This is a genomic window from Micrococcus sp. NPDC078436, from assembly GCF_040702705.1.
Taxonomy (GTDB): domain Bacteria; phylum Actinomycetota; class Actinomycetes; order Actinomycetales; family Micrococcaceae; genus Micrococcus.
Genome location: NZ_JBFBLX010000002.1, coordinates 146,330 through 161,566, shown reverse-complemented (window position 1 = coordinate 161,566; position 15,237 = coordinate 146,330). Strand labels below are relative to the sequence as shown.

Here is a 15,237-nt window from a genome sequence, read left to right as displayed (position 1 = left end):
ACAACGACACGCGCGAGCCCCGCCGTGATGCGGATTTCTTTGCGCTGGCCGCGCCCGTGCCAGTACGGTGGTCCTGAACGCGCGTGAGCGGCATCATTCAAGCTGAGCTTGAAGGCGGCTCGTCAAGGGGTCCGTACCCCGTCGGGCGTGGACATCGCGATTCCGAGCAAAGGGACTGAACACCGTGGCTGCACCCCAGAACTACCTGGCCGTCATCAAGGTCGTCGGCATCGGCGGCGGCGGCGTCAACGCCGTGAACCGCATGATCGAGGTGGGGCTCCGCGGCGTGGAGTTCATCGCGATCAACACGGACGCACAGGCGCTCCTGATGTCCGACGCGGACGTGAAGCTGGACGTGGGCCGCGAGCTCACCCGCGGCCTCGGTGCCGGCGCGAACCCCGAGGTGGGCCGCCAGGCCGCCGAGGACCACGCCGATGAGATCGAGGAGGTCCTGCGCGGGGCGGACATGGTCTTCGTGACCGCCGGAGAGGGCGGCGGCACCGGCACCGGCGGCGCCCCCGTGGTGGCCCGCATCGCCCGCTCGCTCGGGGCGCTGACCATCGGCGTCGTGACCCGCCCGTTCACCTTCGAGGGCCGCCGCCGCGCGGGCTCCGCGGAGAACGGCATCGACGCGCTGCGGGACGAGGTCGACACCCTGATCGTCATCCCGAACGACCGCCTGCTCTCCATCTCGGACCGCAACGTCTCCGTCATGGACGCGTTCCGTCAGGCGGACCAGGTCCTGCTCTCCGGCGTGCAGGGCATCACCGACCTCATCACCACCCCCGGCCTGATCAACCTCGACTTCGCGGACGTGAAGTCCGTGATGCAGGGCGCGGGCTCGGCGCTCATGGGCATCGGCCACGCGCAGGGCGAGGACCGTGCCGTCAAGGCCGCCGAGCTCGCCATCGCCTCCCCGCTGCTCGAGGCCTCGATCGACGGCGCCTACGGCGTGCTGCTCTCCATCCAGGGCGGCTCCGATCTCGGCCTGTTCGAGATCAACGAGGCCGCGCGCCTCGTCCAGGAGGTCGCGCACCCCGAGGCCAACATCATCTTCGGCGCCGTGATCGACGACGCCCTGGGCGACGAGGTCCGCGTCACCGTGATCGCCGCCGGGTTCGACCAGGTGGACGCCACCTCCGCCCCGCAGGCCTACCAGCAGCCCGCCCCGCAGGCGCAGTCCTCCTCCTACCAGCAGGCGCAGCAGCTGCCGCAGCAGCGCGAGGCCCCGTCCACGCAGCAGCAGCAGGCCCCGCAGCAGTCGGCTCCGCAGGGATACACCCAGCAGCAGCCGCAGCGTGCCGCGGTGCCGGGCACGGTCCCGACGCAGTCCGGCCAGCAGGGCCAGCAGCAGTCCCGCCCGCGTCCCGAGCTGCCCACCGTCGTCGAGCCCGACCTGGGCGCCGGCTCGTCCGACCTGGACGTGCCGGACTTCCTGAAGTGACCGCCTCGAAGGGGCCGGAGGGGACCGTCGTGGGCCGCTCCGGCCCCTTCGTGCACCGTGTGGACCTCCCGGCAGACGGCCGGGGGAGCGCGGTGCACGTGGCGTGGACGTCCGTGGACGCGGGCAGCCTCGCCTTCCACGTCCTGGACTCGGACGCCCCCGCCGCACGCGCGGACGTCGCGGCGGCGCGCCGCGCCCTCGAGGCGGAGATGGGCGTGACGCCCGGGTCCACCGTCTACCTCGACCAGGTCCACTCGGCGGACGTGGTGTGGGCCGAGGGCCGCGGCTGGGAGCACGACGTCCCCGTGACCGCCGACGCCGCGGTGAGCCGCGACGGGACCCGTCCCCTCGCCGTCATGGTGGCCGACTGCCTCCCGGTGGTCCTCATGGACGAGCGCACGGGCGCCACCGCGGTCGCGCACGCGGGCCGGCGCGGCCTGCTGGGCGGCGTCCTGGAGAACACGCATGCGCGCCTCCTCTCCCTCCGCCCGGCGGAGGACCGGGAGGCCCCGGGGATCCGCGCGTGGATCGGTCCCGGCGTGTGCGGGGACTGCTACGAGGTCCCCCCGCAGATGTGCGCCGACGCGGCCGAGCGGATCCCCGTCGTCGCCTCGCGCACCTCGTGGGGCACCCCCGCGCTCGACCTGCCGGCCGGCGCCGAGGCCGTCCTCGCGTCCCTGGGTGCCGCCGTGGAGCGCGTCCGGGCGTGCACCCTCGAGGACGATCGGCTCTTCTCCCACCGGCGGGCGCCGGGCCGAGGCCGGTTCGCCGGGCTCGTGTGGCGCACCCCCGCGGACGCGTCCACCGGGGAGGCGCAGCGTGGCTGAGCGCCCCGCCGGCACCTGCACCCCCGATGCCGGCACCGGGGACGTCCCCATCGACGGCGACGGTGCCGCCGATGCCCGCACCGCTGAGCTGGCCGCCGCGCTGGACGCCGTCCGTGCGCGCATCGCGCGGGCCGCGGCCGAGGCCGGACGCGCCGACGTGCCCGAGCTGATCGTGGTGACCAAGACCCACCCGGCCGCCGACGTCGCCCGGCTGGCGCGCCTCGGCGTGCGTGACGTGGGGGAGAACCGCGACCAGGAGGCCCGGCCCAAGGCGGCCGAGGTCGCCGAGGCGCTCGGCGCCGACGCCCCGCGGTGGCACTTCATCGGCCAGCTGCAGACCAACAAGGCCAAGCTCGTCGTGCGGTACGCGAGCGCCGTGCACTCCGTGGACCGCGTCGAGCTCGCGGACGCGCTCTCCCGCGCCGTGGTGCTGCGGCGCGAGCGGGAGGACGGGGGAGCGGACGGCGTGCCCGACCTCGAGTGCCTCGTCCAGGTGGACGTGGACCCGCGGTCCGACGACGAGCGCCCGGAGGGCATCGGACCGCGCGGGGGGGCGTCCCCCGAGGACGCCTCCGCGATCGCCGAGCGGATCGCCGCCGTCGAGGGGCTCGCCCTGCGCGGGCTCATGTGCGTGGCCCCGCGCGGACTCGACGCGGAGGAGTCCTTCCGCCGCCTGGCCCGTCTCGGCCGCGACCTGCGGGCGGCCCACCCCGAGGCCGACCGGCTCTCGATGGGCATGAGCGGTGACCTCGAGGCCGCCGTGCGTGCGGGGGCGACACACGTTCGGATCGGCTCGGACGTCCTCGGCGCGCGCGGCGCCGTGGGATAACGTGGGGAGGGCATGCCCGCGAGGCGGGCGACACCCCGCGCCCCGTGCGCGGGCGACGAACGACGGCGATCCGCGCCCCGGCGGATCGCAGGACGTGGTGAAGGAAGAGTCATGGCTGGCGCACTGAAGAAGACGATGATCTACCTCGGTCTCGCCGACGGCGAGGAGTACGAGGAGCACGAGCGCACCGCCGCTCCGCGCGAGGAGGTCTCCCGCCGCGACGTGGTGGAGGCTCGCCGTGCCCCGGTGTCGGACGAGGCTCCCGCAGTTGAGGAGGCTCCCGCGCGTGTGGAGCCGCCCGCCCACGCCGCCGGCTCCACCGCCGCCCCCGTGGTGTCCGAGCCCACCGAGGTCCGGCGGGCCGCGCGGCCCGAGCCGGCGGACCAGGGCTACCGGGCTCCCGTCACCCCCATCAAGCGAGCCGCCGCCTCGTCGGCCGAAGGAGCCCCCGTGCGCACCCTCTCCACCGTCCACCCCCGCTCCTACGACGACGCCAAGGCGATCGGCGAGGCGTTCCGCACCGGCATGCCGGTGATCATGAACGTCACGGAGCTCGGGGAGAACGAGGCCAAGCGCCTCGTGGACTTCGCCGCGGGCCTCGTGTTCGGCCTGCACGGCTCGATCGCACGCATCACGAACAAGGTCTTCCTCCTGACCCCCGCCACGGTCGAGGTCGTGGGCGCGGACACCGCAGAGTCGGCCGAGGCCGACGCGCCGTATGACGCCGACTGAGGCTGCCGTGGACCTGCTGCTCGCCCTCGTCTACCTCGCGCTCACGCTCGTGATCGCGGCCCTCACGGTCCGCATCGTGTTCGACGTGACCGAGTCCTTCGCCCGCTCGTGGCGGCCCTCGGGTGCCGTCCTCGTCGTGGCGAGCGGCATCTACGCGGTCACGGATCCCCTCCTGGACACCGCGCGGCGGCGCATGCCGCCGGTGCGGCTCGGCGGCGTCAGCCTCGACGTGGCCTTCCTGGTGGTCTTCATGGCCGTGGTGCTGCTGCGCGTCCTGGTGCTCGCCCTCGCCCGCTGACCCCCGGAGTCGCCGCGGCACCCGGTGGTATCGTGCGGTGACGACCTGAGGCGCGCGCAGTCGGCCGCGCCCACCACCGCGGGCCGTGCCGGTGCTCGGCGCGCGCGAGAGAAGGGTGCCCCTCCGTGGCTCTGACCTGGGAAGACGTGCTCAACAAGCAGTTCCAGCACACCAAATTCCGGGAGGGGTACGACCAGGACGAGGTCGACGACTTCCTCGACGCGGTCGCGGAGGAGCTCAAGCGCCTGCACGCCGAGATCGAGCGGCTGCGCGCGGGCGGGGCCGTCGAGGCCCCCGAGGCGGGCGTCTCGTTCGCGCCCGGCGACGCCCCCGCGCAGGAGCGCCCGGAGCTCGTGCTGGCCGCCGGCGAGGCGGAGGCCGCGGCTCTCGAGGCCGAGGAGACGGCCGCACCCGCCGCGTCCGACGGGCCTGCTCAGGCCGGCTCCTCGGCGGCCGCCGTGCTCGCCATGGCCCAGCGGCTGCACGACGAGCACGTGGCCGACGGCGAGCAGCGCCGCGCCGCGCTCATCGCCGAGGCCGAGGCCACGGCCGCCGAGGTGCTCGGCCAGGCCGAGGAGACCAAGGCAGCGACCCTCGCGGAGCTGGCCTCCCAGCGCTCCGAGCTGGAGTCCGAGGTCGAGCGGCTGCGCGGCTTCGAGACCGACTACCGCCTCCGCCTGACCGCCTACATCGAGGGGCAGCTGCGCGAGATCCGATCCCAGGAGCGGGTGGAGCCCCGCGGGGAGACCGCGTGAGCACAGCGCTCGACGGGGCCGGGGACGGCACCCCCCGCGCGGCGGTCTCCGGCCGCCGCGCCGTCGGCGTCGCCCTGACCCTCGCCGTGCTCGCCTACGCGCTCGACCAGCTGAGCAAGCTGTGGGTCGAGCGCACCATGGAGCTCGGCGAGTCGATCGTCGTGATCCCGGGTCTGCTGCGGTGGCACTACATCCTGAACCCGGGCGCGGCCTTCTCGATCGGGGAGGGGCACACCTGGGTCTTCACCCTCATCCAGGCCGTGGTCGCCGTGGTCGCGCTCGTGCAGATCGCCCGCGTGCGCTCGCTGCCGTGGGCGCTCGCCCTGGGCGGCCTGGCCGGCGGCGTGCTCGGCAACCTCACGGACCGGCTGTTGCGGCCGCCGTCGTTCGGCCAGGGCCACGTGGTGGACATGATCTCCGTGCCCCGCTTCGCGGTCTTCAACGTGGCCGACTCCTTCATCGTGTGCTCCATGATCCTCGTGTGCCTGCTGCTGGTGACCGGCCGCCGGCTCGACGGCACCCGCGAGGCGTGAGCGGCATGGGCGCAGGCGTGCGGCGCGTGGAGGTCACGGCCGAGCAGGCGGGCAGGCGCGCCGACGCCGTCCTCACGGAGGCCCTCGGCGTGTCCCGCGCACGGCTGGCGGACTGGTTCGCGCGCGGGCTCGTCCGCGCCGAGACGCGCGGCGGGCGTCGGGACCGAGTGCTCGCCAAGTCGGCCAGGGCGGTGCCGGGGGAGACCCTGGCCGTGGACCTGCCGAACGATCCCGATCCGCTGGAAGTGAGGGCAGAGGCCGTGGACGAGATGACCGTGCTGCACGAGGACGAGCACCTGCTCGCCGTGGACAAGCCGACCGGCGTGGCGGCCCACCCCTCGCCGGGCTGGAACGGGCCCACCGTGGTCGGCGGCCTCGCGGGCCTGGGCTACGACATCACCACCTCGGGGGCGCCGGAGCGCCAGGGGATCGTGCACCGGCTCGACGTCGGCACCACCGGCGTGATGGTGGTGGCCAAGACGGAGCGCGCGTACGCCGCCCTGAAGGACCAGTTCCGCGAGCGCGTGCCGCACAAGGTCTACCACGCGGTGGTGCAGGGGATCCCGGACCCGCTTGCGGGCACGATCGACGCCCCGATCGGCCGCCACCCGGGGCACCAGTGGAAGTTCGCCGTGCTCGAGGGCGGACGGCCCTCCGTGACGCACTACGAGACCCTCGAGGTCTTCGGCCGCGCCACGCTGCTACAGGTGCACCTCGAGACCGGGCGCACGCACCAGATCCGCGTCCACACCTCCGCGCTGCGGCACCCGTGCGTGGGCGACCTCACCTATGGCGCCGACCCGCGCCTGGCCGCCGAGCTGGGGCTCACGCGGCAGTGGCTCCACGCCCACCACCTCTCCTTCCCGCACCCCGTCACGGGGGAGCCCGTGAGCATCACCTCGCCCTACCCGGACGACCTCGCCCACGCGCTGGCGGCGCTGCGCGGCGACGACGCCGCCGACGCCGCGGGCGAACGGGACTGACCGCCGGGGACCGGAGACCGCAGGCCCGACGCCCGCCGGGCCCGTCCCGCCCGCCCCCCCGTGACGCGCAGTAGGCTGGGGCGGGCCCGCCGTCGTCCTCTCCGAAGGAGCTCCACCCCGCATGACCGCGACCTCCGAGACCCGCGCCGAGGCCCTCAAGGACGGCGGCTTCGTCCACCTCCACACGCACACCGAGTACTCGATGCTCGACGGCGCGGCGAAGCTGGACGAGCTGTTCGCCGAGGCCGACCGCCTCGGCATGCAGTCCCTGGCCATCACGGACCACGGCTACCTGTTCGGCGCGTTCGACTTCTGGCGTCAGGCCACCGCGGCGGGCATCAAGCCGATCATCGGCCTCGAGGCCTACCTGACCCCGGGCACGCAGCACCGCACGGACAAGGAGAAGATCCGCTGGGGGGAGCCGCACCAGCGCGGCGACGACGTCTCCGGCGGCGGCGCCTACACGCACATGACCATGCTGGCGCAGTCCACCACGGGCATGCACAACCTCTTCCGCATGGGCTCCATCGCCTCGCTGGACTCGGTGTACGCCAAGTGGCCGCGCATCGACCGGGAGCTGCTGAGCCAGTACTCCTCGGGGCTCATCGCCACCACGGGCTGCCCCTCGGGCGAGGTGCAGACGCGCCTGCGCCTGGGCCAGTACAAGGAGGCCGTGGCGGCGGCCGCCGAGTTCCGGGACATCTTCGGGGCCGAGAACTTCTACTGCGAGATTATGCAGCACGGCCTGGACATCGAGAAGCGCGTCATCACGGACCTGCGCCGCCTGGCCAAGGACCTGGGCCTGCCGCTCGTGGCCACGAACGACCTGCACTACACGCACGAGCACGACGCCAAGGCCCACGAGGCGCTGCTGGCCCTGCAGTCCGGCTCCAAGCTCAACGAGCCCAGCTACGACCAGGGCGGCTCGCGCTTCGCGTTCTCCGGCACGGAGTACTACCTGAAGTCGCCGCGGCAGATGCGCGAGCTCTTCCGGGAGATCCCGGAGGCGTGCGACAACACCCTCGTGATCGCTGAGCGCTGCGAGTCCACGTTCGACACGGACGCCAACTACATGCCGGTGTTCCCCACGCCGGAGGGCGAGGACGAGACCAGCTGGCTCATCAAGGAGGTCACGAAGGGCCTCGACTACCGCTATCCGGACGGCGTCCCGGACCACGTGCGCAAGCAGGCGGACTACGAGCTGGACGTCATCATCTCGATGGGGTTCCCGGGGTACTTCCTCGTCGTCGCCGACTTCATCAACTGGGCCAAGGAGAACGGGATCCGCGTGGGCCCGGGCCGCGGCTCGGGAGCCGGCTCCATGGTGGCGTACGCGCTGCGCATCACCGACCTGGACCCGCTGAAGCACGGGCTGATCTTCGAGCGCTTCCTCAACCCGGACCGCGTGTCCATGCCCGACTTCGACGTGGACTTCGACGACCGGCGCCGCTCCGAGGTGATCGACTACGTCACCCGCACGTACGGCGACGAGCGCGTCACCATGATCGTCACGTACGGCACGATCAAGACGAAGCAGGCCCTGAAGGACTCGGCCCGTGTGATGGACCAGCCCTTCTCCATGGGCGAGGCGCTCACCAAGGCCCTGCCGCCGGCCGTGATGGCCAAGGACATCCCGCTCAAGGACATCGAGAACCCGGACGCCCCGCGCTACGGGGAGGCGGCGCCGTTCCGCGAGCTGATCGCGACGGACCCGGTGGCGGCGCAGGTGTTCGAGACCGCGAAGGGCATCGAGGGCCTGAAGCGGCAGTGGGGCGTGCACGCGGCCGGCGTCATCATGTCCTCCGTGCCCGTGGTGGACGTCGTGCCGATCATGCGCCGCCTCCAGGACGGCCAGGTCATCACCCAGTTCGACTACCCCATGGCGGAGTCGCTGGGCCTGATCAAGATGGACTTCCTGGGTCTGCGCAACCTCACGATCATCTCGGACGCGATCGAGAACGTGAAGGCGAACCAGGGCGTGGACCTGGACCTCGAGACCCTCGACGTCGACGACCAGGCCTCCTACGACCTGCTGGCCCGCGGCGACACCCTGGGCGTGTTCCAGCTCGACGGCGGTCCCATGCGCTCCCTGCTGAAGATGATGCGCCCGGACAACTTCGAGGACATCTCGGCGACCATCGCGCTCTACCGTCCGGGCCCCATGGGTGCGAACTCCCACACGAACTACGCGCTGCGCAAGAACGGGCAGCAGGAGATCACGCCGATCCACCCGGAGCTCGAGGAGCCGCTGCGGGAGATCCTGGACACGACCTACGGCCTGATCGTGTACCAGGAGCAGGTCATGGCGATCGCCCAGAAGGTGGCTGGGTACTCGCTCGGCCAGGCGGACATCCTGCGCCGCGCGATGGGCAAGAAGAAGAAGTCCGAGCTGGACAAGCAGTACGCCGCCTTCCACCAGGGCATGCTGGACCGCGGCTTCTCCGAGGCCGCCGTGAAGGCGCTGTGGGACATCCTCCTGCCGTTCTCGGACTACGCGTTCAACAAGGCCCACTCTGCGGCGTACGGACTGGTCTCCTACTGGACGGCGTACCTGAAGGCGCACTACCCGGCCGAGTACATGGCGGCGCTGCTCACGTCGGTGGGCGACGACAAGGACAAGCTCGCGATGTACCTGAACGAGTGCCGCCACATGGGCATCACGGTGCTCCCGCCCGACGTCAACGAGTCCCACCTGACGTTCACCCCGGTGGGCCGGGACATCCGCTTCGGCATGGGGGCGGTGCGCAACGTGGGCGCCAACGTGGTGAAGGGCATGGTGCAGGGCCGCGAGGAGAAGGGCCTCTACACCGGCTTCGGCGACTTCCTGGCCAAGGTGCCGCTCGTGGTCTGCAACAAGCGGACGATCGAGTCCATGATCAAGGCCGGCGCCTTCGACTCCCTCGGCTACGCCCGGCGTGCCCTGCTCGCGGTGCACGAGGAGGCGGTGGACGCCACGGTGGCGCAGAAGCGCAAGGAGGACCACGGCGAGTTCACGTTCGACCTCTTCGCCCTCGGCGGCGCGGCGGAGGCCGAGGACGCCTCCGACGCCTCGGACGGCGTCGCCGTGCCCGAGCTGCCGGAGTGGTCCAAGAAGGACAAGCTCGCCTACGAGCGGGAGATGCTGGGCCTCTACGTGTCCGACCACCCGCTGCAGGGCCTGGACGCCGTGCTCTCCCAGCACGCGGACACGCAGATCACCCGCGTGCTCGACGACGACGGGCCCGCCGACGGCTCCCAGGTCACCATCGCGGGGCTCATCACCACGCTCGAGCGGCGCATCGCCAAGTCCTCCGGCAACGCGTACGCGCGGTGCGAGATCGAGGACCTCGGCGGATCCATGGACGTGATGTTCTTCGGCCAGGTGTACGCCCCGATCGCCATGATGCTCGCGGAGGACCTCGTCGTCGCCGTGAAGGGGCGCGTGCAGCGCCGCGACGACGGCTCCGTGTCCCTCTCCGCGATGGAGCTGGCCATCCCCGAGCTCACGGACGGCACGTCCGGGCCCGTGCGCATCCAGATGCCCTCCTTCAAGGCCACGGAGCAGGTGATCGGCCAGCTCGCAGACGTGCTGCGCACCCACGAGGGCTCCTCCGAGGTGCGCCTGACGCTGATGGGCCAGCGCGGAGCGCAGGAGTTCGTGCTCGGCCCGCAGTTCCGCGTGAGCCCGAACCCGGCGCTCTTCGGCGATCTGAAGATCCTGCTCGGTCCGGCCTGCCTGGGCTGATCGCCGGCCGCCGCCGTAGAGTGGGCGCAGGTCAGGCCGAGGTCGTCCACGAGGAGGGAGCGAGAGAGTGCACTGCCCGTACTGCCGTCACGAGGACTCCCGCGTGGTGGACTCCCGTTCCCTCGACGACGGCTCGGCGATCCGCCGCCGCCGCCAGTGCCAGGCGTGCGGCAAGCGCTTCACCACCATGGAGACCACCGCGCTCACCGTGGTCAAGCGCTCGGGCGTGGCCGAGCCCTTCGACCGCTCCAAGGTGATCAACGGGGTCCGCAAGGCCTGCCAGGGCCGGCCGGTCACGAGCGACGACCTGGCCATGCTCGCCCAGGAGGTCGAGGAGACCGTCCGCGCCTCGGGCAACGCCGAGGTGGACGCCCACGACGTTGGCCTGGCGATCCTGGACCCCCTGCGCCGCCTCGACCAGGTCGCCTTCCTGCGCTTCGCCTCCGTCTACCGGGACTTCGAGTCGCTGAGCGACTTCGAGGACGCGATCGCGGACCTGCGCGACGCCGAGGGCGAGGCCCCCGGACGGCCCGCGGTGCAGCCCCGGCTGTTCACGCGCTAGGGGCTGGACAGGGGAGCCCGTCGAGGGGCTACAGTGGGGGCGGCGAGGCCCCCAGCGGGCGACGCACAGACTGCCGCGGGCGGTTCCGGAGGGGAAGCCGGAACCGCCCGCGGTGTCTTCACCGGCCGGGGCTCAGGTGTGGTCGGCCGCCGAGCCGTGGGCCGCGAGCGCGGCGCCCACGATGCCCGCGTTGTTCTGCAGCTGCGCCGGGATGATCGGGGTGTCCAGCCGCAGCAGGGGCAGGTAGTCGTCGGGGCGCTTGGAGATGCCGCCGCCCACGATGAACAGGTCGGGGGAGAAGATCCGCTCCACGTGGGAGAAGAAGCGCTGCAGGCGCACCGCGTACTCGGCCCAGCTCAGGCCGTCGCGCTCGCGGGCCTTCGCGGACGCCCGGGTCTCGGCTATGACGCCGTCGAGCTCCATGGAGCCGACCTCGAAGTTGGGCACGAGCACCCCGTCGTTGATCATCGCCCCTCCGATGCCGGTGCCGAGGGTGATGACGAGGACGAGCCCCTCGTGGCCGCGCCCCGCGCCGTAGCGGGCCTCGGCCAGGCCCGCGGCGTCGGCGTCGTTGACCACGGTGACGGGGCGGCCCAGCCGCTCCTCGAACATCGACCGCAGGTCCGTGCCGATCCAGGAGGGGTCGATGTTGTTGGCCGAGCGGCACACGCCGCCGCGCACGATCGAGGGGAAGCACACGCCGATCGGGGAGTCCGGCGCGGGGGCCTTCTCCCGCCGGTCCAGCTGGGCCGTGATGGCCGCGAGGGTCTCCGCCACGGGCAGCGGCATGGCCGGCTGCGGCGTGGCGATGCGGAAGCGGTCCCCGCGCAGCGTCCCGGCTTTGGGGCCCGTGCCGAGGCGCACGAGGCCGCCCTTCATGCCGGTGCCGCCGATGTCGACGCCGAGCACGGTCGGGTACTTCGACGCCCCGGGGTCCTTCACGGACTGCTCGGTGCCGGGCTGGTCAGGGGGGGAGGCTTCGAGGTTGCTCACGTGCGCCAGTGTACGGACACCCCTCACGGGAGGGTGAGGATCTCCGCGCCGTCGTCGGTGACCACGAGCGTGTGCTCGAACTGCGCGGTGCGCCGGCGGTCCCGCGTGACCACGGTCCAGCCGTCGTCCCACTGGTCCCACTCGATGGTGCCGAGGGTGATCATCGGCTCGATCGTGAACACCATGCCCGGGACCATGACGGTGTCGTGCAGGGGCGCGGCGTCGTAGTGCGGGATGACCAGGCCGGAGTGGAAGTCCGTGCCCACGCCGTGGCCGATGAAGTCGCGCACCACGCCGTAGCCGAAGCGCTTGGCGTAGGACTCGATGGCGCGGCCGATCACGTTGACCTGCCGGCCCGGCTTCACGGCCTTGATGCCGCGCCGCAGGGCCTCCTCGGTGCGCTCCACGAGCAGGCGGGACTCCTCGTCCACCTCGCCCACGAGGTAGGTGCGGTTGTGGTCGCCGTGCACGCCGTCCACGTAGGCGGTGATGTCCAGGTTGACGATGTCCCCGTCCTCCAGGACGGTGCCGTCCGGGATGCCGTGGCAGATGACCTCGTTCAGCGAGGTGCAGATGGAGCGGGGGAAGCCGCGGTAGCCCAGGCACGAGGGGTAGGCGCCGTGGGAGACGAGGAACTCGTGGGCCACGCGGTCGAGCTCGTCGGTGGTGACGCCCGGGGCGATGTGCGCGGCCGCGGCCTCCATGGCCTGCGCGGCGAGCCGTCCGGCCGTGCGGATGCGCTCGATCCCGGCGGCGTCGTACACGTCCGAGGCGTGGCCCTCGTCCGGCGTGGCCTTCCCCACGTACTCGGGGCGCGGGATCGCGGCGGGCACGGGAGGGGCGGGGGAGAGGACGCCCGGCGCGAGCGTGCCCACCGGGGCCCTCGAGCCCGGCTCCGGCGCCGGGGGCCCCGCGGGGCGGGGGCCGTTGTGGCTGGACGGGGCGGCGGGGCTCTGGCGATCGGACATGTCCTCCAGCGTATCGGCCCCGTTAGGGTGGCCCGCATGAACGATGACGTGAGCACCGCTCGGGAGTACTACTTCAACGTCCGCACCCACGAGGTGGAGGAGGGGGCCCAGTCCAACTGGAAGGAGCTCCTCGGCCCGTACGCCTCGCGTGCCGAGGCGGAGTCCGCGCTGGCCCGCGTCCAGGCCCGCAACGAGGCCTTCGACGAGGCCGAGGACCACGACGAGAAGTGGAATGCCAACCCGCTCGACGACGCGAGCTGAGCCGTCCCGGCACCCGGCCCGTCGCGGCCCACCCGGCCAGGGTGGGCCGAGAGGGGCGTCTCAGCCCTCGAACCCGTGCTCCGGCGCCGGGAACGAGCCCTCGAGCACGTCCGCGCGGAAGGCGCGCACCGCCTCGCCCATGACCGCGTGCAGCTGCGCGTACTGCTTCACGAACCGGGGCATGCGCCCCTCACGCAGGCCGAGCATGTCCTGCCACACGAGCACCTGGCCCGTGGTCCCCGGCCCCGCCCCGATGCCCACGGTGGGCACGCGCACCGCGGCGTCGACGGCGGCGGCCACGTCCGAGGGCACCATCTCCATGAGCACGGCGAAGGCGCCCGCCTCCTCGAGTGCCCGTGCTGAGGCGGTCATGCGCTCGACGGCCCCCTCGCCGCGGCCCTGCACGCGGTAGCCCCCGAGGACGTGCTCGGACTGCGGGGTGAAGCCGATGTGCGCCATCACGGGGACGCCGGCCGCGGTCAGCGCGGCGACGTGCTCGGCGAAGCGTTCGTCGCCCTCCATCTTGACGGCCGCCACACCCGCCTCCTTCATGAGGCGCACGCCCGCGGCCACCGCCTGCTGCGGGGAGGCCTCGTAGGAGCCGAACGGCAGGTCGGCGACCACGAGCGCGCGCGTCGCTCCGCGCACCACGGCCGCGGAGAAGAGCACCATCTCGTCGAGGGTCACGGGCAGGGTGGAGGGATGGCCGAGGACCGTGTTGCCCACCGAGTCGCCCACCAGGAGCACCTCGACGCCGGCCTCCTCGAAGAGCGCGGCCGTCATCGCGTCGTAGGCCGTGAGCATCGCGAAGCGCCGGCCCTCGTCCTTCGCGCGCTGCAGGTGCACCGTGCGCCAGCGCGCGGGCGGGCCGGCTGACGCGGGCGCGGCGCCGCCGTAGGGGGCCGGGGACTCGGGGGCGGGCGTGGCGGAGGGGGTGGCGGACATGCCCCGGAGTCTACGGCGGGCGTGGATAGAGTGGGCGGCATGGATCGTCAGCAGGATGTCGTGCTCCGCACCATCGAGGACCGGGACGTGCGCTTCGTGCGCCTCTGGTTCACCGACGTGGTGGGCACCCTCAAGTCCGTCGCCCTCGCCCCCGCCGAGGTGGAGTCCGCGTTCACGGAGGGCCTCGGCTTCGACGGCTCCTCGATCGACGGCTACACCCGCATCTCCGAGTCGGACATGCTCCTGCAGCCGGACCCGGCCACCTTTACCATCCTCCCGTGGCGGGGGGAGCAGGGGCAGACCTCCCGCATGTTCTGCGACGTCCTCACCCCGGACGGCGCCCCCGCACCGGCCGACCCCCGCCACGCCCTGCGGCGCGTGCTGGAGAAGGCCTCGGACATGGGCTTCAGCTGCTACACGCACCCGGAGATCGAGTTCTACCTGCTCAAGAGCTCGGAGCTCGGCCCGGACGGCCAGCCCCAGCCGGTGGACACCGCCGGGTACTTCGACCACGTGCCCGGGGGAGAGGCGCAGGACTTCCGGCGCGACGCCGTCACCATGCTCGAGGAGATGGGCATCTCGGTGGAGTTCAGCCACCACGAGAACGGGCCGGGCCAGAACGAGATCGACCTGCGCGCCGCGGACGCCCTGACCACCGCGGACAACATCATGACCTTCCGCACCGTGGTCAAGGAGGTGGCCGCGCAGCAGGGCAGCTATGCCACGTTCATGCCGAAGCCGTTCGCGCTGCACCCGGGCTCGGGCATGCACACCCACTTCTCCCTGTTCGAGGGGGACGCCAACGCGTTCTACGACCCGGCGGACGAGTTCCGGCTCTCCAGGACGGGCCGCAGCTTCATCGCGGGCCTGCTGCGGCACTCCGAGGAGATCAGCGCCGTCACCCACCAGTTCGTGAACTCGTACAAGCGCCTGTGGGGCGGGGGCGAGGCCCCCTCGTACGTGTCCTGGGGCCACAACAACCGCTCGGCGCTCGTCCGCGTGCCCCTCTACAAGCCGGACAAGGCCGGTTCGGCCCGCATCGAGTACCGCGGGATCGACGCCTCCGCCAACCCCTACCTCACCTACGCGCTGCTGCTCGCGGCCGGGCTGAAGGGCATCGAGGAGGGCTACGAGCTGCCGGAGCCGGCCTCGGACGACGTGAGCGCCCTGAGCCCCCACGAGCGCCGCGTGCTGGGCCACACCCCGCTGCCCGGCACGCTCCACGACGCCCTGCGGCTGGCCGAGGACTCCGAGTTCGTGGCCTCCGTGCTCGGCGAGCACGTGTTCGACGCGTTCCTGCGCCACAAGCGCCAGGAGTGGGACGACTACCGCGTCGAGGTCACCCCCTACGAGCTGCGCCGCTACCTCAGCGCCCTCTGAGGC

Annotated in this window: 15 protein-coding genes; 12 read left to right on the top strand and 3 right to left on the bottom strand. The window is 72.6% G+C overall.

What is annotated here, in order from left to right; genetic code table 11:
• The first annotated feature begins 184 nt into the window (after positions 1 to 184).
• The 10 genes from ftsZ to nrdR all read left to right on the top strand — a co-directional run bounded on the left by ftsZ (position 185) and on the right by nrdR (position 10,687).
• Positions 185 to 1,444, top strand: coding sequence for a cell division protein FtsZ (gene ftsZ, locus AB0302_RS02340; RefSeq protein ID WP_298711282.1), 1,260 nt, complete (start codon positions 185 to 187; stop codon positions 1,442 to 1,444).
• Positions 1,441 to 2,271 carry a polyphenol oxidase family protein gene (locus AB0302_RS02335; RefSeq protein WP_366370408.1) on the top strand — a complete coding sequence of 277 codons (831 nt, stop codon included), beginning with the start codon at positions 1,441 to 1,443 and terminating at the stop codon, positions 2,269 to 2,271. The genes ftsZ and AB0302_RS02335 overlap by 4 nt, the downstream gene beginning before the upstream one ends.
• Before the next feature lie 49 nt (positions 2,272 to 2,320).
• A complete protein-coding gene (locus tag AB0302_RS02330; RefSeq protein ID WP_366370440.1) occupies positions 2,321 to 3,100 on the top strand; it encodes a YggS family pyridoxal phosphate-dependent enzyme in 780 nt (259 codons plus the stop codon).
• A 111-nt stretch (positions 3,101 to 3,211) separates the two neighbouring features.
• Complete coding sequence (gene sepF / locus AB0302_RS02325) at positions 3,212 to 3,832, top strand: cell division protein SepF (RefSeq protein ID WP_366370407.1); 621 nt, start codon at positions 3,212 to 3,214, stop codon at positions 3,830 to 3,832.
• A gap of 7 nt (positions 3,833 to 3,839) precedes the next feature.
• On the top strand, positions 3,840 to 4,130 hold the full coding sequence (locus tag AB0302_RS02320) for a YggT family protein (protein ID WP_366370439.1): 291 nt from the start codon (positions 3,840 to 3,842) through the stop codon (positions 4,128 to 4,130).
• A 125-nt stretch (positions 4,131 to 4,255) separates the two neighbouring features.
• Complete coding sequence (locus tag AB0302_RS02315; protein WP_298711271.1) at positions 4,256 to 4,885, top strand: DivIVA domain-containing protein; 630 nt, start codon at positions 4,256 to 4,258, stop codon at positions 4,883 to 4,885.
• A 74-nt stretch (positions 4,886 to 4,959) separates the two neighbouring features.
• The gene (lspA, locus tag AB0302_RS02310) at positions 4,960 to 5,418 is read left to right on the top strand and encodes a signal peptidase II (protein ID WP_366370438.1); all 459 of its coding nucleotides are present in this window, start codon (positions 4,960 to 4,962) and stop codon (positions 5,416 to 5,418) included.
• Positions 5,419 to 5,423: 5 nt separating this feature from the next.
• Positions 5,424 to 6,401, top strand: a complete 978-nt coding sequence (locus AB0302_RS02305) for an RluA family pseudouridine synthase (protein WP_298711268.1) — start codon at positions 5,424 to 5,426, stop codon at positions 6,399 to 6,401.
• A gap of 121 nt (positions 6,402 to 6,522) precedes the next feature.
• On the top strand, positions 6,523 to 10,125 hold the full coding sequence (gene dnaE, locus AB0302_RS02300) for a DNA polymerase III subunit alpha (protein WP_366370406.1): 3,603 nt from the start codon (positions 6,523 to 6,525) through the stop codon (positions 10,123 to 10,125).
• 67 nt (positions 10,126 to 10,192) lie between these two features.
• Positions 10,193 to 10,687, top strand: a complete 495-nt coding sequence (nrdR, locus tag AB0302_RS02295; protein WP_298711262.1) for a transcriptional regulator NrdR — start codon at positions 10,193 to 10,195, stop codon at positions 10,685 to 10,687.
• Positions 10,688 to 10,819: 132 nt separating this feature from the next.
• Here the strand turns inward: nrdR and ppgK are convergent, their stop codons facing one another.
• Both ppgK and map read right to left on the bottom strand, forming a co-directional pair.
• The gene (gene ppgK, locus AB0302_RS02290; RefSeq protein WP_366370437.1) at positions 10,820 to 11,629 is read right to left on the bottom strand and encodes a polyphosphate--glucose phosphotransferase; all 810 of its coding nucleotides are present in this window, start codon (positions 11,627 to 11,629) and stop codon (positions 10,820 to 10,822) included.
• Positions 11,630 to 11,703: 74 nt separating this feature from the next.
• On the bottom strand, positions 11,704 to 12,648 hold the full coding sequence (gene map / locus AB0302_RS02285) for a type I methionyl aminopeptidase (protein WP_319076134.1): 945 nt from the start codon (positions 12,646 to 12,648) through the stop codon (positions 11,704 to 11,706).
• A 36-nt stretch (positions 12,649 to 12,684) separates the two neighbouring features.
• On the opposite strand from map, the gene AB0302_RS02280 reads away from it, so the two are divergent.
• Complete coding sequence (locus AB0302_RS02280) at positions 12,685 to 12,909, top strand: SPOR domain-containing protein (RefSeq protein ID WP_248115681.1); 225 nt, start codon at positions 12,685 to 12,687, stop codon at positions 12,907 to 12,909.
• A gap of 60 nt (positions 12,910 to 12,969) precedes the next feature.
• On the opposite strand, the gene panB is transcribed toward AB0302_RS02280, so the two are convergent.
• A complete protein-coding gene (gene panB, locus AB0302_RS02275; protein ID WP_319076137.1) occupies positions 12,970 to 13,854 on the bottom strand; it encodes a 3-methyl-2-oxobutanoate hydroxymethyltransferase in 885 nt (294 codons plus the stop codon).
• A 39-nt stretch (positions 13,855 to 13,893) separates the two neighbouring features.
• Here panB and glnA point away from each other — a divergent pair, with 39 nt between their 5' ends.
• Positions 13,894 to 15,234 carry a type I glutamate--ammonia ligase gene (glnA, locus tag AB0302_RS02270; protein WP_319076139.1) on the top strand — a complete coding sequence of 447 codons (1,341 nt, stop codon included), beginning with the start codon at positions 13,894 to 13,896 and terminating at the stop codon, positions 15,232 to 15,234.
• Positions 15,235 to 15,237: the final 3 nt, after the last annotated feature.